Source organism: Enterobacter sp. ECC-219 (assembly GCF_043966805.1).
GTDB lineage: Bacteria > Pseudomonadota > Gammaproteobacteria > Enterobacterales > Enterobacteriaceae > Enterobacter > Enterobacter cloacae_N.
This window is the reverse complement of sequence record NZ_CP143680.1, coordinates 2409835-2430979: the sequence shown is the minus strand read 5'-3', so window position 1 is coordinate 2430979 and position 21145 is coordinate 2409835. Positions and strand designations below refer to the sequence as shown.

Here is a 21145-nt window from a genome sequence, read left to right as displayed (position 1 = left end):
CATTATACGTGCCAGTTTACTGAAACTTTTCTTTCAGAACTGGAACAGCTTTTGCAGCACCTTGTGACTTTCAGGGTTACGAGGACTTCTCATGCAAAGTAATGTCTCCACGCACGGCATGGCCGTAGCGCCCCACCATCTTGCCAGCCAGAGCGCGCTGGCGGTGCTGCGCGAAGGCGGCAGCGCGATAGAAGCGATGGTCGCCGCGGCGGCCACCATCGCCGTGGTGTATCCACATATGAACGGGCTGGGCGGCGATGGCTTCTGGCTTATCGTGCCGCCGGAAGGCGAACCTGTCGCCATTGATGCCAGCGGCGCGGCGGGTTCGCGGGCAACGCTCGCCGCCTACGAGGGGCTAACGCATATTCCCCATCGCGGGCCGCAGGCGGCGCTGACCGTCGCCGGCACGGTAAGCGGCTGGGACGAGGCGCTGAAGGTCTCCCGCGAGATGACCGGCAAGTCGCTGCCACTGGCTCGCCTGCTGGCCGACGCCATTGAGTATGCGCAGAACGGCACGCCGGTCACGGCCTCACAGGCCCATGCCACGGCCAGCAAATTTGACGAGCTGAAAGACGTCCCCGGCTTCGCGGAAACCTGGCTGGTGGACGGTAGGCCGCCGCAGGTCGGGAGCCGCTTTTATCAGCCCGCCATGGCCTCAACCCTGACGCGCCTGGCGGAAGACGGCCTGGACAGCTTTTACCGCGGCCCGCTGGCGGACGTGCTGGCGCACGGCATGGAGACGCTGGGCCTGCCCTTGACGCTGGCCGATCTTAACGCGCACGCAGCCCGGCGCACCGCGCCGCTGAAGCTGCTGCATCAGCAGGGCGAGATCTTTAACCACGCCCCGCCGACGCAGGGGCTGGTCTCGCTGGCGATACTCGGCATCACCGACCGCCTGAACATGGCGGAGGCAGACGACGCCGACACCATTCACCGCATCGTTGAAGCCACCAAGCTGGCCTTTGGCCTGCGCGATGCCCACATCACCGACCCGCGCGAGCTGAAAACCGATATTCAGGGTCTGCTGGATCCCGCCGCTCTGCAGGCGCTTGCCGAGAGGGTTGACGACGGCCGCGCCGCGCCGTGGGGCACCGGAAAAGGCCCCGGCGATACGGTGTGGATGGGGGCAATGGATAACAGCGGGCTCGCCGTGTCGTTTATCCAGAGTATCTATCACGAGTTCGGCAGCGGCGTGGTGCTGCCCGACACCGGCATCGTCTGGCAGAACCGGGGGGCATCGTTCAGCCTCGATCCCAATCATCTTCTGGCACTCGCGCCGGGCAAGCAGCCTTTCCATACCCTGAACCCGGCGGCGGCGCGTCTTAAGGACGGGCGCGTGATGGTCTACGGATCGATGGGCGGTGACGGACAGCCACAAACCCAGGCCGCGCTTTTTACCCGCTACGTGGTTCAGGGCCTGCCTTTACAGGAAAGTATCTCCCGCCCGCGCTGGCTGCTGGGGCGCACCTGGGGACAAACTTCTGACACGTTAAAACTTGAAGGACGCTTCAGCGCTGAGGCGGTCTCTCGGCTTCGCTCGCGGGGACATGAGGTGGAAATGTTCCCTGATTTCAGTGAAGCGATGGGCCACGCGGGCGCGATTGTCCGCCATCCCAACGGGCTATTCGAAGGGGCATTTGACCCGCGCAGCAACGGCGCAGCCGCCGGATTCTGAGGAGAAAAAAATGACGACACCACAACCCAACTGGCAGGCCTATCTTGCGCAAATGGAGTCTGTGCTCAGCGTAGAGCTGGACGATGCCCGCCGCGCCGAGCTGCATGTGCAGTTCAGCCGCATTGCCAGCATGGCCGCCCCGCTGATGGCGCTGCCGCTCGACGACCGTCTGGAGATCGCAGGAGTGTATAAAGCATGACGCTACATGAGATGAGTATCAGCGACATTCAGCAGGCGCTGAGCGCGGGCGAGCTGAGCGCCCATGAGATTGCCCGCCAGACGCTGGAGGCCATTGCGCGCGTTAACCCGCAGATCAACGCCTGGACCGCCGTGACGGAAGCACGCATGCTCGCCGAGGCTGAGAACATCGACACCCTGCGGCGCGAAAAGCGCCCCCTGCCGCCGCTGGCGGGCGTGCCCTACGCGGTGAAAAACCTGTTCGACGTTGCCGGACACACCACCCTCGCGGGGGCAGAGCTGTTCAGCCAGCGCCCCGCCGCGGCCGCCGACAGCTTCGCCGTGCGCCAGTTGCGCAGCGCGGGTGGGCTGCTGTCCGGAATGGTGAATATGGACGCCTACGCCTACGGCTTTACCACCGAGAACAGCCGCTACGGCGCGACGCGTAACCCACACGACCTGACGCGCATTGCGGGCGGGTCCTCCGGCGGTTCAGCTGCCGCCGTGGCCGCCGGGCTGGTGAACTTTTCGCTCGGCACCGATACCAACGGGTCGATTCGCGTTCCGGCCTCCCTGTGCGGCATCTACGGCCTGAAGCCCACCTTTGGCCGCCTGTCGCGCTCCGGCAGCCATCCGTTTGTCGCGAGCCTGGATCATATCGGCCCCTTTGCCCGTCGGGTGTGCGACCTGGCGTCCGTGTACGACGCGCTGCAGGGTCGGGACAGCAGCGACGGTTTTCAGGCAGAGAGCTCGCGCGAGCAGACGCGCCCCCTGCTCGATCGCGGGCTTGACGGCCTGCGCTGCGCGGTGCTCGGCGGCTACTTCACCACCTGGTGCGACACGGATGCCAGAGACGCCGTTGCGCGGGTGGCGAAGGCGCTGGACGTGCAGGATGAGCTGCAGTTACCGGACGCCGAACTGGCGCGCTCGGCGGCGTTTATCATCAGCGCCTCCGAGGGCGGAAATCAGTATCTGCCCGCGCTTCGCCGCGAGCCCGAGCGTTTTGAGCCGCACTCCCGCGAACGACTGCTGGCCGGGGCGATGATCCCCTCCGCCTGGTATATTCAGGCCCAGCGGTTCCGCGCGCAGGCCCGGCAGGCGTTTCACGCGCTGTTTGCCCAGGCCGACGTGCTGATCGCCCCCGCGACGCCGCGCAGCGCCACGCGGATTGGCGAACAAACCATGGAGATTAACGGTCAGCCGCTTCCCATTCGCGCCAGCATGGGCATGCTGACCCAGCCGATATCATTTTTGGGTCTGCCCGTGACCACCGTTCCGCTGCGTACCGCGCAGGGTGCGCCTATTGGCCTGCAACTGATTGCCGCGCCGTTTAACGAGCAGGCCTGCCTGCGCGTCGCGCACGTGCTGGAAGAGAGCGGCATCGCCGACGCGCGTCCGGCGGAGGTGGCCGCATGATGAATCACGATGACATTAACCTGCCGTGGGTAGTCGCCGAGGTGACCGCCGCGTTTTACCGCTATGAAGACGCGCTGGTGAGCAACAACATTGCGGTGCTGGACGAGCTGTTCTGGCACGACAAAAACACGGTGCGTCTGGGGGCGGGTGAAAACCTGTACGGGATTGATGAAATTCGCGCCTTCCGGGCGGCGCGCCCCGCCGCCGGGTTGCAGCGGACGTTGCGCCACACCGTCATCACCACCTTCGGGGAGGATTACGCGGTGTGCAGCACCGAGTTTACCCGGGAGGGCACGGAGCGGATTGGCCGCCAGCAGCAGACGTGGGTGCGGTTTGCCTACGGGTGGCGGATCGTGGCGGCGCAGGTGAGTTTGATGGTGTAACCCCACCGGGAATACATGGTTCCGTAGGCCGGGCAAGGCGCAGCCGCCTCCCGGCTAAACACGGCACACTTACTTCTGAAACGGATGCACCTCCCGCCAGTGGTCGGCAATCTGCTGGCGGGTACAGACCCACACCTGCTCATGCTGCTGCACGTAATCCAGGAAGCGCTGCAGCGCGCGAAAACGCCCCGGCCGCCCCAGCAGGCGGCAGTGCATGCCGATGGACATCATCTTCGGCGCGCTTTCCCCCTCTTCGTACAGCACGTCAAAACTGTCCTTCAGATAAGTGTAAAACTGCTCGGCGGTGTTAAACCCCTGCGCGGTCGCGAAGCGCATGTCGTTAGCATCCAGCGTATACGGCACGATCAGGTGAGGTTTTTGGGTGCCGTCACCGCAGGCCACTTCCGTCCAGAAGGGCAGGTCGTCGCCATAGTAGTCGCTGTCGTAGTCGAAGCCGCCGTGCTCCACCACCAGCTGGCGCGTGTTGGGGCTGTCGCGTCCGGTGTACCAGCCCGTCGGCGGCTTGCCGAACAGGTCGGTCAGCACGTGCACCGCCTTGTGCAGATGTTCGCGCTCCTGTTGGATATCCATGTGCTGATAGTGGATCCAGCGCCAGCCGTGGCTCACCACGTCGTAATCCGCTGCCCTGATTGCCTCGACGATCTCCGGGTGACGCGCCAGCGCCATCGCCACGCCGAAGACCGTCAGCGGCAGGCCACGCTTTTGAAATTCACTGTGGATCCGCCAGAATCCGGCGCGGCTGCCGTATTCGTAGAGGGAGTCCATCGACATGTGTTTGTCCGGGTAGCTGGCCGCGCCAATGATGTCCGACAGGAACTGCTCGGATCCGGCATCGCCGTGCAGAACATGGTTTTCCGCCCCCTCTTCATAATTGAGCACAAACTGCACGGCGATGCGCGCCTGATTCGGCCACCGGGCGTGCGGCGGGTTGCCGGCGTAGCCGCGCAGATCCCGCGGGTAATCCTGTTCAAAAAGTCCCATTGCCACCCCCAAAAATTAAAATGGATTCAATGCCTGAAAATGTCCGCTTAACGCTTTTTTCTCCGGAAATGCCAGATCCCCGTGCTTGCTGGTCGAGAGCCCCAGCGCCACCAGCGACTCCACCAGCTTCACCGCCGCGCTAACGCCGTCGATCACCGGCACGCGCAGCTCGCGGGTCAGCTCCTGCGCCAGCGTCGCAATGCCGCCGCAGCCCAGCACGATAGCGCCGCAGCCGTCCTCCTTCAGCGCCTGTATACAGCGCGTGCGCACCTTCTCCTGCGCCAGACCGCTGCCGTCTTCCAGCGCCAGCACCGGGAGATCGATAGCGTGCAGCGCAGCGCACCTGTCCTGAAAGCCATACTGGTGCAGCAGATGACGGGCAATGATCAGCGTGCGCGGCAGCGTGGTCACCACCGAAAAGCGCGTCGCCACCAGCGTCGCCATATGCATGGCGGCTTCCGCAATGCCCACCACCGGCCCGTGCGCCAGCTCACGCGCCGCCAGCAGGCCCGGATCGCCAAAGCAGGCGATGACGTGACCGTCCACGCCCTGCTCTCTGCCGAGCCTGACCTGCTCAAGAACCCCCACGGCGGCGATGGCTTCATCAAAGTGGCCCTCGATAGACGGCACGCCCGCGCCCGGACAGACCGCGAGGATCTCCGTACCTGGCGCCGCCACCGCGCGGGCCGCCGCGCCGATGGTTTCCGTCATCGCGAGGCTGGTGTTGGGGTTGATCACTTGTATACAGACAGACGACATTACGACTCCTTGTGGCCGGCAAACAGCCGGGCAAAATCAGGCAGGCACTCGCCCGCCCGCTCGAAGCAGAGGCTGGCGACGATATGTTCAAAATGGTGCATTAAGGCATCGCTGAGCGGCTCAAGCGCCTTCTGGCGCAACAGTTCCACCAGCTTTTCGTGGTCGTTGCAGCGGCAGCCCTGGCGCCACGGCGCGCCCCAGGCGGCAATCACCAGCGAGGATCGCTGGCTCAGGCTTGTCACCATCTCCGTCAGCACCTGGTTGCCGGAGATGGCCTGCAGCTGAATGTGGAAACTGGCGGAGTGGCGGATCGCCGCCGGGCCGTCGTACGCCTCGTGCGCCTGCTGCTCCTGGCGAATAATGGCCTCCAGCGCGGCGAGATGCGGCGGCTGGCAGTGGGCCAGCACGTCCGGCAGGTTGGCGACCTCCAGCAGGGCGCGGGTGCGAAAGATGTGCTGCGCCTCTTCCACCGTCGGGCTGGCGACGTGTGCACCACGCTTGGGCGTTAAGGTGACCATTTGCACAGCGGCGAGTCGCTGCAGCACCTTACGGATGCCCGTGCGGCTTACGCCAAACACCTCGGCCAGCGCCTCTTCCGGCAGTTTGCTCCCCGGCAGCAGCTGATGTTCGACAATCGCGGTCATCAGCGCCTGAAAGATCGATTCGTCTTTGTCATGCAGGTCTGGCGCGGTCTGCAAGGCATTTACGTTATTCATTCACCACTCCGTCTTTTACTATTCTTTATCGAATCGTATACATAAAATTAAAAAATTGCATACAAGATTTAATATTTTGGCCTGGATCCTGCAACACCGATTCCACTCCCACTTAACGGGTTTTCACACACAGGAGCAGGTTTCATGCCAAACAGTCAAAACGCGCAGCAGGGTACGGCCGCTGATTCCGGTGCGGTTTACAGCCCACGTCTTTGCAATGAGGATCTGGCACCGACGCGTGACCAGAACTGGAGCTGGTACAACATCTTTTCGTTCTGGATGTCGGACGTCCACAGCATGGGGGGTTACGTTGTCGCCGCGAGCTTCTTCACGCTCGGGCTGGCAAGCTGGCAGGTGCTGCTCTGCCTGCTGGTGGGGATCTGCATCGTGCAGCTGTGCGCCAACCTGGTAGCCAAACCGAGCCAGATGGCGGGCGTGCCCTACGCGGTGATCAGCCGTCAGGCCTTTGGCGTCTTCGGGGCCAATATTCCGGCGGTCATCCGCGGGCTGATTGCCTTTGCGTGGTACGGCATCCAGACCTGGCTGGCCGCCAACGCGCTGATGCTGGTGGTGCTGAAGTTTTGGCCTTCTCTGGCGAGCCTTACCACCGGTGCCTTCCTGGGCCTGTCGCCGCTGGGCTGGATCTGCTTTGCCATCATGTGGGTACTCCAGGCGATGGTCTTCTGGCACGGCATGAGCGCCATCAAGCGCTTTATTGATATCGCCGGTCCGGCGGTTTATGTGGTGATGCTGGCCCTTGCAGGCTGGATTGTATACAAGACCGGCTTTGACGGCATTTCCTTCACCCTCGCCAGCAAATCCCTTAGCGCGGGCGAGCAGACCTGGCAGATGATCACCGCGACCGCGCTGGTGGTTTCTTACTTCTCCGGCCCGCTGCTCAACTTTGGCGACTTCTCCCGCTACGGCAAAAGCATGGGCGAGATCCGCCGAGGCAACCGCTGGGGCCTGCCGTTTAACTTCCTGCTGTTCTCCATCGTCACCGTGGTCATTGTCTCCGGCACCCAGTCGCTGTTTGGCCGCATGATCACCGACCCAATAGAAACCGTCAGCCGCGTGGGTAACGATCTGGCCGTAGCGATTGGCCTGCTGACGATGATCACCGCCACTATCGGGATCAACATCGTCGCGAACTTCGTCTCGCCGGCGTTTGATTTCTCTAACTGCTCGCCGCAGAAAATCAGCTTCCGCACCGGGGGGATGATTGCCGCCGTCGGCTCGATCCTGCTCACCCCGTGGAACCTGTTCAACTCGCCGGAGCTTATCCACTACACCCTGGACGTGCTCGGGGCGTTTATCGGCCCGCTGTTCGGCATTCTGATTGCCGATTTCTACCTGATTAAGCGCGGCAAGGTGTCGGTGGACGATCTGTTCGACGACACGCCAAAGGGCAAATACTGGTACCGCAACGGCTTCAACCCGAAAGCCATTGGCGCGCTAATCCCGTCCGTTGCCGTGGGGCTGGTGATTGGCTTTATCCCGGCCCTGCATGAGGTGGCAAACTTCAGCTGGTTTATCGGCGTCTTCCTGGGCGGCGTGACCTACCGCTGGCTGGCGCGGGAAGAGCGCGAGACGGCAGGCGCGACCTCGTTCAGCTCCCGCGTGGCGACGCAAAAAGAGTAACCCCTTCCTCCGGCCGCAGTTTATCTGCGGCCCGTTCATTCTGGCACCGTTCTTGCTGAGCCTTCTTACCCCGCTACGCAAACACTAAGGCAGGAACCATGATGGAATACCAGACTGCGATACGCGGTGCATTTTTCGATATTGCCCGGGTCTGCGACAGCGCAGACGCCATCGCCCAACACGCGCGCTACCTTGAGGACGGCCTGCTGTTTATCCAGCATGGAAAAATTCTGGCGCACGTGCCGTGGCAGGAGGGCGAGCAGTATCTTGACCCCCGCAAGGGCTACACCGACCTGCGCGGCAGGCTGCTGCTGCCCGGTTTTGTCGACACCCACGTCCATTATCCGCAAACGGAGATGATCGGTGCCTTTGGCGAACAGCTGCTGGAGTGGCTGACTACCTACACCTTCCCGGTGGAGAGCCAGTTTGCCGATGAAGCCTACGCGAAAGAGATCGCCGAATTTTTCATTCAGCAACTGGTGAGTAACGGCACCACCACCGCGCTGGTGTTTTGCACGCTGCATCCGGAATCGGTCGAGGCGCTGTTTACCGAGGCCCTGCGCCTGAACATGCGCCTTATCGCCGGAAAGGTGATGATGGACAGACACACGCCGGACTACCTGAGCGAAGACGCGAAGCAGAGCTACCGGCAGACGCGGGCGCTGATCCAGCGCTGGCATCACCGGGGGCGGCTGGGGTATGCCATCACGCCGCGCTTTGCCCCGACCTCATCCCCCGAGCTGCTTGCCGCGGTCAGCCTGCTCAGAGAGGAGTTCCCGGATACCTGGCTGCAGACCCATCTGAGCGAAAACCCCAACGAAGTGGCCTGGGTAAGCGATCTCTGGCCGGAGCATGAGCGCTATCTGGACGTGTATCACCACTACGGCCTGACCGGCGAGCGCAGCGTATTTGCCCACGCGATTCACCTTCACCACAGCGAGTGGCAGTGCCTGCATGACACCGGTTCGGCGGTAGCGTTTTGCCCCACCTCTAACCTGTTTCTCGGCAGCGGGCTGTTTCGCCTGCCCGCCTGCTGGCAGCACAGGGTGCGGATGGGCATCGGTACCGACGTCGGCGCGGGCACCACCTTCAGCATGCTGCGCACCCTGGGGGAAGCCTACAAGGTGGGCCAGCTGCAGAGCTACCGCCTGCGCGCCAGCGAGGCGTTTTACCACGCCACGCTGGGCGGCGCGCATGCGCTCAGGCTTGACGATAAGATTGGCAACTTCGCGCCCGGCAAAGAGGCGGATTTTGTGGTTATCGACCCTGACGTAACGCCGCTGCAGCGCCTGCGCAATTCCCGCTGCAAGGATATTTACGAGCAGCTTTTCGTGCTGATGACCCTGGGCGACGAGCGCAACATCAGCGAGACCTGGGTCAACGGCGAGCGGGTGTGGTCAGCTGCCCCGGTAGGTTGACCACCCGCCGGGGGCAATCACAAACGGCAGATGGTAGTGTTCGTCTGCCGCCTCTCCCGTCACAAAATCAATTTGCGCGCAGGGATAGAGCGTATCGCGACCGGTTTCGCTAAACCACGCGCCGATCTCCGCCACCAGCCGATAGCGGCCCGCGGGCAGAGAGGGAACGAACGCAGTGATGCGACCCTGCGCGTTGGTCACGCCCGTGGCCAGCGTGCCCCCCTCCTGTTGCAGATGGACCGTCACACCCGCTGCGGGTTTGCCGGTTGAGATATCGAGAATATGGGTGCTGAGCGTGCTCATTCGCTAATAGCTCCTTCCAGCCGTAGCAGCGTAATTTCCCGCAGCTGTTCCAGCGCGGCACGAACTTCCTGCGCGTCGCTGTTCTCCAGCCGCGCGCGCAGCGCCTGTAAAATCTCTTCGCCGCTGCGGCCCTTCGCGCGGATCAGAAAGACGCGTCCGAAGCGGGCCTCGTAGCGGGCATTGCCTTCGCGCAGCGCCCGGGCAAGGTCAGCATCGCGGTCATTGACCGCGCCCTGCTCCTGGCGCGACAGCGCCGCCTCCGCCTGTGAGCCCGCGGGCTTTTCCCCGATGCGCGGATGGGCGCTCAGGGCTTGCGCCAGCGCCGCTTCGTCCCAGTTTTGCATCAGCGATTTTGCCGTACTGAACAATTCGTCCCGGCTGGCGTAAGGCCGCCCGTGAACCAGCGCATCGGCCCAGTCGGGGAGCGCCACGCAGGGGTGAATCAGCGCTAACGCCTTTTCGTGGGGAAGATGATTGAAGTCGTGCAGTGCGATCATAGTGTCTCCTTTATTGTCCTTCTCCAGGCTATTGCACAAACCACGCCACCTTGAGCGCAGGCGTGAAACAGTCGATTCCCTGTAGCGCAACTGGAAATTTTTGATTCATAAAAAGGCACGCTCACCGCGTTTGCGCACCTTAGCAGTGCAAACGTCTCCCTCACAACGCCGTTTTCGCCACTCTGCAGCCTGGTACGCAAATTGCTGAATGCCTTTATACCCTGCAAAAGGAGAGAAGCATGAAAGCAATCGTGATTGGCGCGGGTATTGGCGGCCTGAGCGCCGCCGTCGCGCTGAATAGAGCGGGCATCGACTGTACCGTGTTTGAAGCCGTAAAAGAGATCAGGCCCGTCGGGGCGGCCATCTCAATCTGGCCGAACGGCGTGAAATGCATGCAGCACCTCGGCATGGGCGACATCATCGAGACGTACGGCGGGCCGATGCGTTTTATGGCCTACAAGGATTACCGGCGCGGCGACACCCTGACCCGCTTCAGTCTTGCCCCGCTGGTTGAGCGTACCGGCGGACGCCCCTGCCCCGTCTCGCGCGCTGAACTCCAGCGCGAAATGCTGGACTTCTGGGGACGCGACAGGGTGCAGTTCGGCAAGCGCGTGGAACATGTGCATGAAGACGACGCGGGCGTGAGCGTCACCTTCACCGATGGCACCACGGCAGCCGGGGATTTCCTGATTGCCGCCGACGGCAGCCACTCGGCGGTTCGCCCGTATGTGCTGGGATACACCCCGGAGCGCCGCTACGCCGGGTACGTGAACTGGAACGGGCTGGTGAAGATTGACGAAGAGATTGCCCCGGCGCACCAGTGGACCACCTTCGTTGGCGAAGGCAAACGCGTGTCGCTGATGCCCGTTTCCGGCGGCCGCTTCTACTTCTTTTTTGACGTGCCGCTGCCCGCGGGCCTGGCGGAGGATCGTACCACCCTGCGCGCCGACCTCACTGGCTACTTCCGCGGCTGGGCGCCGCCGGTGCAAAGGCTTATCGCGGCGCTGGATCCTGAAACCACCAACCGCATTGAAATCCACGACATTGAGCCGTTCGACAGCCTGGTGCGCGGCAACGTCGCGCTGCTCGGCGATGCCGCGCACAGCACCACGCCGGATATCGGCCAGGGCGGCTGTGCGGCGATGGAAGATGCCGTGGTGCTGGGGGAATGCCTGCGTGAAAACCACAACATTACGCTGGCGCTGCGGCAGTACGAAGCGCTGCGCTGCGACCGGGTGCGCGACCTGGTGCTGAAGGCGCGTAAACGCTGCGACGTCACCCACGGGAAAGATATGGCGTTGACGCAGGCCTGGTATCAGGAACTCAAAGAGGAGACCGGGGAACGCATTATCAACGGTCTGTGCGAGACCATTCAGGGCGGCCCGTTAGGCTGAACAAGAGGGACAACGATGAAAAGAGAACCGACACCACCCGCCCACTGCACGTTTGAGCCAGAGGACTGGCTGCGCCTGGCGAAATGCTGGCATCCGGTTGCGCGCGCCTGCGACGTCGGCCCGGCACCGGTCAAAGCGACCCTGCTGGATGAACAGCTGGTGATTTACCGGATCCACGACCAGGTCGTGGTCGCCCGTGACGTGTGCCCGCACCGCGGCGTGCCGCTGACGCTCGGCTTTCACGACGAGCACGGGATTATATGCCCCTACCACGGCCTCCGCTTTGGGGAAGACGGACGCTGCAACCGTATTCCGTCCAGCCCTGACCAGCCCGTTCCGGAGAAGCTGAACCTGATTACCTATGCCGTGGAGGAGCGCTTCGGCCTGATCTGGACCTGCCTGGCGTTTGACCCGGACAATCCTGCGCCGCTGCCCGCCATGCCGCACTGGGATGACGATGGATTTCAGCAGATTAACTGCCCGGCGTTTGAGGTGAACGGCTTCGCCGGGCGTCAGGTGGAGGGGTTTCTGGACGTGGCGCACTTTGCATGGATCCACACCGATACCTTTGCGGATCCCAATAATCAGCTGGTTCCCACCTATCAGCCGCAGGAGACGCCGTTCGGCTTCGTGGCCGATTACTGGAGCTCCGTGAGCAATTACCCTGCCAGCTCTGACGTGCAGGCTCCGGACGGCTTCCAGTGGCTGCGTCATTTCGAGATGCATCTGCCGTTTACCGCCACGCTGACGATTCATTTTCCGGGTGAATCGCGGCTGGTGATTATGAACGCCGCCTCGCCCGTGTCATCGCGCGTGACCCGCATGTTCGCCCCTATTGCGCGCAACTTTGACCTGCATATTCCGGTGGAGGACGTGCATGCCTTTAACCTGCGCATCTTCGAGGAAGATCGACTGATGGTGGAAACCCAGCGCCCGGAAAGTCTGCCGCTGGATCTGACGCTGGAAGCCCATATTCCCGCCGATAAAAGCTCAATTGCCTACCGCCGGGGACTGAAAAAAATGGGCTTTGGCGAATTTTTCCTGGTATGACGGAGGCCGATATGCTGAACGTGATTGTCGACGGGCTGTGGCGTGAGGGGGATAAAAGCCTTGCCGTCAGGCTGGTGGCCGAAAACGGCGAAACGCTGCCGTCCTGGCAGCCCGGCGCGCATATTGATGTCCACCTGCCCAGCGGCGTGGTGCGCCAGTACTCCCTGACCGGGGCATGTCAGGACGAGAGCTATCTTATCTGCGTGGGGCGTGAAGCCGCCTCGCGCGGCGGGTCGCGCTACGTTCACGAGACGCTGCGTCCCGGACAGACGCTTTCGATCTCTGCCCCGCGCAACCTGTTTCCACTACATCAGGCTGAGCGGGTGTTGCTGCTGGCGGCGGGGATTGGCATTACGCCGCTGTATGCGATGGCCCTGCAGCTGAAGGCGTCCGGTACGCCGTTTACGCTGCACTATTACGTCAAAAACCGTCAAAGCGCGGCGTTTGCTCGCGAACTCCTGCAGTGCGGTAAGTGCTTTATTCATACCACCAGCCCGCGATCCACCCTGGCAGAGCACCTTCCCGCGCCCGAGGCAGGTTTGCGCGCCTGGGTGTGCGGACCTGCGGGCTTTATGGAAAAAGTGCGTAAGGTGGCGACGGCGAAGGGATGGGAGGACGACCATATCCACAGCGAGGCGTTTCAGCCCGCTGCGCCTGTCACGGGCGGTGAATCCGGCGAGATCTTTACGGTCAAACTCGCCTCCACCGGGGAGCGCTGGCCGGTGCCTGCGGATAAAACCATCGCCCGGGTACTGCAGGAAAACGGCGTGGACGTGCCGCTGTCCTGCGAAATGGGGATCTGCGGTGCCTGCCTGACGCCGGTGATTGACGGCGTGGTGGATCACCGGGATAGCGTGCAGTCGGAGGCGGAAAAAAGCGCAACGGACCAGCAGGTGGCACTGTGCTGTTCTCGGAGCCATTCCAGGGAGCTGGTGATTGGGCTGTAAAACGAAATAAATATCCTCCGGCACAGCCGGAGGTTTTTCAGATGTGCCGGTAAGGCTTTGTTATCAGACGCGTCCCGGCTGCCACGCGTACTCAATATGGCTGGCCTGCTCGCGCGCCAACGCTTCATCGCCCTGTAATCGCGCCGCCAGGGTAAAAGCGAAATCAAATACGTTGCCCAGCCCGCGGCCGCTCAGCAGATTGCCATCCTCCACCACGTCGGCGTTGACGTACATGCCATCGCTGACCGTTTTCCACAACTCGCCGGAACAGACATAGCGACGCCCTATGAGCAGTCCGTTGCCGCCCAGCACGCGGGCGGCGGCGGAGCAGATCGGGCAGATATATTTGCCCGCTTCATCGTGGCGGCGGACGAAGGCAATCACCTCCGCGCTTTTCGCCAGGTTAACGCTGCCTTGCGGGCCTCCCGGTAACACCACGGCGTCAAAGGTCCGGTCGAGGCTGGCCTGCAGAGTGCTATCCGCCATCACAGAGATGGCGTGATAGCTCACCACTTCGCGACTCTCGCCGCAGGCAATCGTCTGCACCGTAATATTCAGGCGGCGCAGAATATCGACAGTGACGATCGCTTCCCCCTCTTCAAAACCGGGGGCTAATAGCACGGCTACGCTTTTCATCTTGCTCTCCATTGCTTAAGGGTTACCAGTACGGATGCCAAATCTGTCGCAGCCGCGCCAGCAGCTCAAGATAGAAATAGTCACCCCAGCTACAGCACTGATCGACGCCCTTACCGCTGCCCATGTGATAAACCGAGTGCTGCAGCAGCCCTTCGGTCGGATCGTCGTCATGGGCAAGGTAGTTATCGGTCAGCGACTGCGCAATACGCAGCGCCATCTCTTCATAATACGCGCGGTGTGCGTCGAGCGTCGGCAGCGCCTTGACCAGCTCAAGCAGGCCACAGGCGGCAATCGCCGCCGCTGAACTGTCGCGCACGGCGTCGGTACCGAGCAGGGCCAGATCCCAGTGGCAAATATCATCTTCCGGCAGACGGTTGAGGAAGTAATGCGCCAGGCTGCGTGACAGCTCAACCATCTGCTTATCGCCGGTGTGCTGATAGCTGAGCAGGAAGCCGTAAATGCCCCATGCCTGGCCTCGCGACCAGCACGAGGTATCGCTGTAACCCTGATGGGTATTGCCAAAGCGCGGCTCACCCGTCTGCACATCCATATAGTAAGTGTGATAAGTCGAGGCATCTTCACGCACGATATACTTCGCTGCCTGTCCGGCGTGCGCCGTCGCCGCTTGCGCATAGCGCGGATCCCCGGTCTGTTCGCTGGCCCAGTACAGCAGCGGCAGGTTCATATTGCAGTCGATGATCATTCGTCCCTGCTGCTCCGGGTCGTTTAAATCACCCCACGCCTGAATAATGTTGGCCGTCGGATTAAAACGCTCCATCAGGCGCTCTGCCGCCAGCAGCGCCGACTGGCGAGCGGCTTCGTTGCCGGTGAGCCGCCAGGCGCTGATGCAGGAGAGCGAATAGAGGAACCCGAGATCGTGCGTTGCGGTGTCGATGCGCTGCTCAATACGCCGGGCGAACGACGGTAAATAGCGCTCGGCGGCTTCGCGATAATGCGCTTTGCCGGTCATCTCCCACGCCAGCCACAGCTGCCCTGGCCAAAAGCTGGTGGTCCACTCCACGTTATCGGTGCGAGGCCAGACCCCCTTCTCACAGGCTTCGCCGGGGAACTTATCGCCGAAGGCGACAATATTCTTGTCGAGCTTGCGCGTGACGCGGGATAACGCCGCTTCCAGCTTCTGGCTCAGCGCCAGGCGATCGACCTGAAGCAGTTCGATCGGCCGCAGCGCTTCGGTGATAACAGATTTGGTCATAACAACTCCTGAATTAATGTTTGGCCGGTTCAACCGGGGCGGTATCTAAAGCCGGAGCAAAGGGTCGTGAGTCATCGCGCGTCGACTGGCAGCGCGACAACGTAAAGGCGGAAATCAGCGTAAATATCAGGGCGCAGCAGCCCATCAGCAGATAGGTATGCTCAAAGCCTATCCTGTCGTACAGGTAGCCGGCAGGCGGGGCGACCACAATCGAGCCAACGTAAATCATCGCCTGGTAGCCCAGCAGGTACATCGTGGCGTTAACCCGACGATGGAAATGTTCGGCGATGTATTTGAAGACCGAAATCAGCAGCAGCGCGATCTCGACGCCATAAAACGGTTTGATGATGGAGATAACAATCGGGTCGCTGGTCAGTCCGGAGGCGATCAGCCGTGCTCCTACCACGCAGCCGCAGAACAGCAGGCCGCGCTTCGCGCCGTAGTGGTTCACCAGCCACGGGATAAACATCATCATCACGAACTCCATCCCCGACTGGACGGTGCTCAGGTAGCCGTACCAGGCATTCCCCTGCTCTTTGGTGGCGAAGAACGACACGAAGTAGCGCGGGAACTGCTGTTCGGCGATAAACATCATCCACGCCACCCCGGCAACGTAGAGGCTGAACATCCAGAATTTGCGGTTTTTCAGCAGCATCAGCACGTCGGCGAAGACGATCTTATTGGCGGAGATGACGCTGTTGTTGCGCAGCTGCTCGTCGCCGATTATGAGGCTAATCAGCACCAGCAGCATCACTACCGAGGTACCGCTGCTGAGCAGAAAGTTGGCCAGCGGGGTGACGTTAAACAACAGCCCGGAGACCGAAGCCGCCATCGCCCAGCCGAGTGAACCCCACATTCTGATGCGGCCAAACTCCAGCCCGTACAGGCGGCTAAATCGGTCGGCGTAAGATTCAGACGCCGCCACGCCGGCGTACCAGCCCAGGCTCAGATACAGCGCGCCGATGATAATTCCCGCCATCGCATGGCTTTGCAGCAGCGGCTGGTATACCAGCGCAAAAAACGGCGCCATCAGCGCAGAAATGGCGCAGACAAAATAGAGCAGCCACTTGCTCATGCCGATTTTGTCCATGATGTAGCCGTACACCGGCTTCAGGACCACCGCGAAGACGCCATTAATAGCGAACACGCTGCCGATGGTGACGCTATCAAGGCCTACTTTCTGGCTCAGCCACAGGGCGTACAGGCCAAAGCTGGATGACCACGTGAAGAAGTAAAGGAAAATAAAGGTACTCATTTTGTACTGCGCGGCGCGTACGGACGATGATGTGCTCATAGTGATGCCTCCGGAGCCAGAACGAGCGTCGTTTCTTGTCGTGCCGTCACGAAGCGTACCGCGTCATCGCTAATGATGGCCTGTGGGCAGCGTTGCGGCTCGAAGTCGGCGGCATTTCCCGCCCACACCGCGCTGATTAACACATGCTTGCCGGGGTCGAGTTCACCGCGCAGCAGCGGCACCGCCGCGCGCTCGGCGAACAACAGATTGCTGTTTGGCGGCGTCAACACCGTCTCGCCGCGGCGGGCGTGCGCATGGAGACAGAAAATGGCTGATACATCCCGGACATTGCGTAACCAGCAGGCGCTGTCACTCTCGTGGACCTGCGGTTGCGGGCGGTTTGCCAGGCTAAAGCCACCTTCCGCACAGTCCAGCGCGCGCCGGGTATCGATACGATGGACGCGCAGCTGCCAGTCACCCAACGCCAGCAGCCAGGTCTCAATCACCACATCGCGCCACGGCAGCCAGCGGCTGTAAATGGTGCCGTTTGTGGTTACCACGTGCTGGCATTCGCGGCGGCCACGCCAGTAGTTATCCTTTTCGGCCAGCAGCAGCATCGAATCGGGTGCGGCATGGTTCAGGCCGTAGCGCCCGCGTTCAATGGTGAAGCCAAAGCGGGTGGAATAGGCAAATTTGCAGTATTTCGCTTCGGTATTGACGAAGTTGTTCAGCTCCAGCTGGCCGGAAGTCAGCATCCACAGGTGATCGGCCTGATGCACCACCACCTGATCCGCGTGGGCTATCGTGTGCTGCGCGGGCAACGGCGGCAGCGGCAGCTCAGCCGCCTGCCAGAAGGCATTGCCCTCATCTAATGCCAGCACCAGCAGGGTCTTCAGGCCCCAGTACGGTGAACCCGGCGCGTTGTAGTCTTCCGCCATCGCCAGATTCGGGTAGCTGTAGCCGACGCTGAGTACGCCGTCGCGGTCGAACATCGGCTGCTTCAGCCACCAGCGCATATGGCGCAGAACGATGCCCTTAATCACGCCGGGCGAAAAGACCTCCAGCCCGGCGAAGGCCGCAGCACTCCAGAACGTCGCCTCAGCAAAGCGGTAGGTCAGGCTTCGGCCAAACGGGATCGCCGCGCCGTCTTCGGCAAAGAAATGGACGAAGTCAGAGGAGAAACGCGCGGCCCGCTCACGCAGTGTTGCACAACGCTGTGGATCGACCCCGGCCATGAGCTTCGCGTAAATCAGGCCATAGAAATGGAAGCCCATCGAGATGTAATAGTCGCGCGGCCGTCCCGGACCATCGGAATACCAGCCATCGCCGAGGTAGTAGTGCTCCATGGCAGCAAAATGAGCTTCCAGCGCCTGCGGGTTGGTTGGCATGCCGCAATAATGGAAGCCGACCTGCACCAGAATTGGAAAGTAGTGCCAGTTGTTATCGGGGATATCCTGAGTCTCACACTGCTTTAGCCAGCACCATAAATTCTCTTTCTCCGTCTCGGTGAAGTGTGCCAGTACGGTTTCACCCGCCAGCGCCAGCAGCAGCCCGTAGGCCGCCATCTCAACGATTCGCTGATCGTAAGGCCCGACGTCGCCCCAGTAATCGGCATGGTGCGGATTGGTGCCGTTTTTTATTGCCTGTAAATAGAATGAGAAGTGCTGCGGCTCGCTGCCGCCAGCCAACAGCGGCGTCACGCCCCACAGCAGGCGGGAAAACGTTTCCATGCTCGCGACACGCTGGCCGTAGTGAGCGGTAAAGTTCGCTAAATCAATGCGGCTGGCGTCTTTTTTAAACCAGGGCGCCACCGCGTTCAGCATATCGTTGACCAGCCGTTGCACCTCTTCCCGGCTTGTCAGTGGATTATCCAGATGAATATTTTCAGGTTGCACAGGGTCCTCCCGCATTACACGAGGGTAGAGATAACTTATTGTTATTAGGCTTTTTAAAGCCACGAGGGCGACGTCTGAATGAAGAGTATCTGCTTTTATTCCCGGCGCTGAGTGAGCAGACTCACAAAATTAAACCGCCATTTCATTTTTACTGGATTTTGTCGAACGCGAGGGGGATAAATTACAAATGATGGCCTAAAAATTTAAATCTGTTGTTCTGGAGGTAAAATGGGTGAAGCGCAGCTGCTGGAACGCATTACGCTCGATCGGCAGGCCATTTCTTTCAACCGCATGTACACCACCAGCGCGATTTACTACCACTGGCATCAATGCGTTGAATTGCTCTATATCTCCAGCGGCTACGGCATCGTGGTGGTGGATAATCAGCACTACACCGCCCGTCCGGGGCGATTATTTATCTTCCCACCCTTCCGCTTGCACAAAGTGCAGGTCGATCATAGCGATAAGAACCCCTATCACCGCACTACCATGCACATTGAGCAATCGGTCGTCGAAAGTGCGCTCAGCGCCTTCCCGCGCCATCAGGCCCGGTTCGCCGCGCTGGCCGCCAGCAATCTGCCAGCACAGATTTACGATCTCAGCAATCACGCGGCGTTTATCGAGAGGATCCTTGAACAGTTTCAGCGCCTGGAGGGCAACGAGCAGACCGAGGCCTGCGAGGTGGCATTTCTGGTGATGCAGCTCATGACGTTTCTGCCCGAGCAGCCGCAGCCCTACCCGCCGCGCCAGCAGACCGTCGCCTCGCGGATTATGAGCTGGGTCGAAGCCCACTATGCCAGCAAGTTTTCGCTCGACCAGCTAGCGCACGACCTGGGGCTTTCGCGCAGCTATACCTCACGCATTTTCCGCCAGCAGACCGGCGGTACTATCCACGAATATTTGCTGACCCGGCGAATAAAAAGCAGCTGCGAGCTGTTACGGTACAGCGATGAGCCTATTGACGCCATCGCCCTGGCAGTCGGGTTTAGCGAGGTGACCTATTTCATCACCTGCTTTAAAAAGATGATGCGTCAGACGCCACTGCAGTATCGACGCAGTATCCGCTGCACCAGAATTCCCTGTTAGGGCGGTTTTAACAAATCAAAGGGGATTTTGAACGCTGGATCAAAGCGGACGGGTTTGCTGAACCTCCAGCCTGGCCGGGGGTCTTCTGTGCACAAAAAAACCCAGGTCGCATAACGACCTGGGTTTCGAATTTGGCGGAAGCGTAGAGATTCGAACTCTAGAACCCTTTCGGGTCGCCGGTTTTCAAGACCGGTGCCTTCAACCGCTCGGCCACGCTTCCAAAGTGAGGCGCACTATAAACATCTATTAGCGCCTTGTAAAGCAGGAATTTTTCTATTTTTCCCCACAGGCGTTTGACTGCGCAAAAAGTCACCCGGACGCCGCCCTTCCATCGCTTCCTCCTACCTTGTACATACCGTTACACAGCAACGCTCATTCTTTTAAATCACCGTGGTATAGAATGCCCCAAAAATAGACGGTCAATTGTTGTGTAATTGTAATAAACCCGGGTAACGCGGGTTTTAACGCATTACCGCCATATAACCTTACTGGTTGATGATGAAAATCAAAAATACGTTTTGCTTACATATCCTGATGGCGGTTTTGGCCATTTTAGCCCTGAGCTTTCACCCGCTGGTGACAAGCTTTGATCCGCCGCTTACATTCCAGCCGCTGATCAAATCCATGGCGGGGACGGCTAAAGAACAGGCGGAAAAAATAGCCACCATTTCTCATGCCCTCGAAGGGAACGCTATTTTTTTCATCGGTGCATCTGAGGTTGCCACCTCAGAAGATGAACATTACGCCGTATATAATTATTTTAATAAGCAATTACACCAGCCCGTCGTGGCCTATGGCGATGCGTTTGTCGATGACGAAACGCAATTTTTACTTCTCTCGCGTTTTAAAAATAGCCTTAATGCAAACAGCAAAGTGGTATTGCTTCTCGCACCCGACGCCTTTTACTCAAAAGGTCTGCCGCCCGCTATCTATGCGGATAATTTCCCGGATTCTGTTTTTAATCCTCTGATGAAAGATCCGCAAGCGCGTCCGATACTGGTGAATGACGTAAAGCATATTGATCCTAAAGGGATAAGCCATTTAACCTTTGGCCAAATGCGTATCTACGGCTGGCACCCCGACCTGATTTGGGATGAACTCAGTTTTCAGTTTGCAAATTTTTGCACCCTGATAAAAAACGACTGGCTGTCGCTGCTCAACATTACGCCAAAAACGGCGCAACCCTGGCCGCCGCAGCCAACCACCCACATTGCCCCTGACTGGGATAAAGAGCTGGCGAATGCCCGCGAGTTAAATAAAAAACGCCAGCAGAGCGCGGCCACCCTGTGGATGGACAAAACGATTTACGAGGAGGACGGTACACGGCAGCAGTGGGATGACACGCCGGTCGTACCTGCGCAAATCGCCGCATTCAGAAAAACCGTCCAGCTGCTGAAAGACCGTCACGTGCAGGTGATTGCGATCGTCGACCCGGTAAACCCCTGGGCGCTTTACAATACCGACACCTTCCGCCCGGTTGATAAGCAAATTCAAACCATTCTGAAAGAGAACCAGATCCCTTATTTAGATATGTACGCCATGCCTTATCAGAATGGCTGGAACTGGGATCGTTTGCACCCTTCCGAACTGGCCTGGGTTCCTATGATTCGCTTTATTGCACAGAGCTTTAAATAATGAAAATCGCGATCCGTCTTTTTTTCCTTTATCTCCTGCTGGCGATCACCATCGTCGCGTGGACCGCT

19 protein-coding genes, 1 tRNA gene and 1 pseudogene are annotated in these 21145 nt (G+C 60.4%); 11 read left to right on the top strand and 10 right to left on the bottom strand.

Annotated features, from left to right (window positions below; all coding sequences use genetic code 11):
- Positions 1–91 precede the first annotated feature (91 nt).
- From hpxW to hpxZ, 4 genes are read left to right on the top strand one after another with little or no spacing between them, the layout of a single operon-like run.
- Entirely contained in the window at positions 92–1675 is a 1584-nt protein-coding gene (hpxW, locus tag V1603_RS11355) for an oxamate amidohydrolase (protein WP_395313942.1), read from the top strand.
- A gap of 10 nt (positions 1676–1685) precedes the next feature.
- Positions 1686–1874, top strand: a complete 189-nt coding sequence (gene hpxX / locus V1603_RS11350) for an oxalurate catabolism protein HpxX (RefSeq protein WP_395313941.1) — start codon at positions 1686–1688, stop codon at positions 1872–1874.
- Positions 1871–3268: an AtzE family amidohydrolase gene (locus V1603_RS11345; RefSeq protein WP_166710691.1), complete on the top strand. Its 1398-nt coding sequence runs from the start codon at positions 1871–1873 to the stop codon at positions 3266–3268. The genes hpxX and V1603_RS11345 overlap by 4 nt, the downstream gene beginning before the upstream one ends.
- On the top strand, positions 3265–3651 hold the full coding sequence (hpxZ, locus tag V1603_RS11340; protein WP_116340818.1) for an oxalurate catabolism protein HpxZ: 387 nt from the start codon (positions 3265–3267) through the stop codon (positions 3649–3651). Before V1603_RS11345 ends, hpxZ begins: the two co-directional genes overlap by 4 nt.
- 69 nt (positions 3652–3720) lie before the next feature.
- Here the strand turns inward: hpxZ and puuE are convergent, their stop codons facing one another.
- The 3 genes and pseudogenes from puuE to V1603_RS11325 form a co-directional block, all read right to left on the bottom strand.
- Positions 3721–4620: an allantoinase PuuE gene (gene puuE, locus V1603_RS11335; RefSeq protein WP_226857586.1), complete on the bottom strand. Its 900-nt coding sequence runs from the start codon at positions 4618–4620 to the stop codon at positions 3721–3723.
- Positions 4538–5412, bottom strand: a pseudogene (gene hpxA, locus V1603_RS11330) (allantoin racemase). The gene puuE and the pseudogene hpxA overlap by 83 nt, the downstream one beginning before the upstream one ends.
- The gene (locus V1603_RS11325; RefSeq protein WP_395313940.1) at positions 5412–6128 is read right to left on the bottom strand and encodes a GntR family transcriptional regulator; all 717 of its coding nucleotides are present in this window, start codon (positions 6126–6128) and stop codon (positions 5412–5414) included. Before V1603_RS11325 ends, hpxA begins: the two are co-directional and overlap by 1 nt.
- Before the next feature lie 144 nt (positions 6129–6272).
- Here V1603_RS11325 and V1603_RS11320 point away from each other — a divergent pair, with 144 nt between their 5' ends.
- Positions 6273–7769: an NCS1 family nucleobase:cation symporter-1 gene (locus V1603_RS11320; RefSeq protein ID WP_395313939.1), complete on the top strand. Its 1497-nt coding sequence runs from the start codon at positions 6273–6275 to the stop codon at positions 7767–7769.
- A 98-nt stretch (positions 7770–7867) separates the two neighbouring features.
- The gene (gene guaD / locus V1603_RS11315; protein ID WP_395313938.1) at positions 7868–9187 is read left to right on the top strand and encodes a guanine deaminase; all 1320 of its coding nucleotides are present in this window, start codon (positions 7868–7870) and stop codon (positions 9185–9187) included.
- Here guaD and uraH read toward each other — a convergent pair.
- Positions 9167–9490: a hydroxyisourate hydrolase gene (uraH, locus tag V1603_RS11310; protein ID WP_116340830.1), complete on the bottom strand. Its 324-nt coding sequence runs from the start codon at positions 9488–9490 to the stop codon at positions 9167–9169. The two genes, guaD and uraH, sit on opposite strands and share 21 nt — an antisense overlap.
- The gene (gene uraD / locus V1603_RS11305; RefSeq protein WP_116340832.1) at positions 9487–9987 is read right to left on the bottom strand and encodes a 2-oxo-4-hydroxy-4-carboxy-5-ureidoimidazoline decarboxylase; all 501 of its coding nucleotides are present in this window, start codon (positions 9985–9987) and stop codon (positions 9487–9489) included. The genes uraH and uraD overlap by 4 nt, the downstream gene beginning before the upstream one ends.
- 239 nt (positions 9988–10226) lie before the next feature.
- Between uraD and hpxO the strand changes: the two genes are divergently transcribed.
- The 3 genes from hpxO to V1603_RS11290 are packed head-to-tail and all read left to right on the top strand — an operon-like array spanning position 10227 to position 13378.
- Positions 10227–11381 (top strand): FAD-dependent urate hydroxylase HpxO, encoded by a 1155-nt coding sequence (gene hpxO / locus V1603_RS11300; protein WP_395313937.1) that lies wholly within the window; start codon positions 10227–10229, stop codon positions 11379–11381.
- Positions 11382–11396: 15 nt separating this feature from the next.
- Positions 11397–12431: a molybdenum cofactor-independent xanthine hydroxylase subunit HpxD gene (gene hpxD, locus V1603_RS11295; RefSeq protein ID WP_395313936.1), complete on the top strand. Its 1035-nt coding sequence runs from the start codon at positions 11397–11399 to the stop codon at positions 12429–12431.
- A gap of 11 nt (positions 12432–12442) precedes the next feature.
- A complete protein-coding gene (locus tag V1603_RS11290; protein WP_395313935.1) occupies positions 12443–13378 on the top strand; it encodes a PDR/VanB family oxidoreductase in 936 nt (311 codons plus the stop codon).
- A gap of 63 nt (positions 13379–13441) precedes the next feature.
- Here V1603_RS11290 and V1603_RS11285 read toward each other — a convergent pair whose 3' ends face one another.
- From V1603_RS11285 to V1603_RS11270, 4 genes are read right to left on the bottom strand one after another with little or no spacing between them, the layout of a single operon-like run.
- Entirely contained in the window at positions 13442–14014 is a 573-nt protein-coding gene (locus V1603_RS11285; RefSeq protein WP_395313934.1) for a DJ-1/PfpI family protein, read from the bottom strand.
- Positions 14015–14036: 22 nt separating this feature from the next.
- Positions 14037–15227 carry a glycoside hydrolase family 88 protein gene (locus V1603_RS11280; protein ID WP_163328653.1) on the bottom strand — a complete coding sequence of 397 codons (1191 nt, stop codon included), beginning with the start codon at positions 15225–15227 and terminating at the stop codon, positions 14037–14039.
- A gap of 13 nt (positions 15228–15240) precedes the next feature.
- Entirely contained in the window at positions 15241–16521 is a 1281-nt protein-coding gene (locus tag V1603_RS11275; protein ID WP_395313933.1) for an oligosaccharide MFS transporter, read from the bottom strand.
- Complete coding sequence (locus tag V1603_RS11270) at positions 16518–18356, bottom strand: DUF2264 domain-containing protein (protein WP_395313932.1); 1839 nt, start codon at positions 18354–18356, stop codon at positions 16518–16520. Before V1603_RS11270 ends, V1603_RS11275 begins: the two co-directional genes overlap by 4 nt.
- 228 nt (positions 18357–18584) lie before the next feature.
- Here V1603_RS11270 and V1603_RS11265 point away from each other — a divergent pair, with 228 nt between their 5' ends.
- Positions 18585–19442 carry an AraC family transcriptional regulator gene (locus tag V1603_RS11265; RefSeq protein ID WP_116340848.1) on the top strand — a complete coding sequence of 286 codons (858 nt, stop codon included), beginning with the start codon at positions 18585–18587 and terminating at the stop codon, positions 19440–19442.
- 132 nt (positions 19443–19574) lie between these two features.
- On the opposite strand, the gene V1603_RS11260 is transcribed toward V1603_RS11265, so the two are convergent.
- Positions 19575–19662, bottom strand: a tRNA-Ser gene (locus V1603_RS11260).
- Positions 19663–19940: 278 nt separating this feature from the next.
- Between V1603_RS11260 and V1603_RS11255 the strand changes: the two genes are divergently transcribed.
- Positions 19941–21077 (top strand): D-alanyl-lipoteichoic acid biosynthesis protein DltD, encoded by a 1137-nt coding sequence (locus V1603_RS11255; RefSeq protein ID WP_395313977.1) that lies wholly within the window; start codon positions 19941–19943, stop codon positions 21075–21077.
- Positions 21078–21145 lie beyond the last annotated feature (68 nt).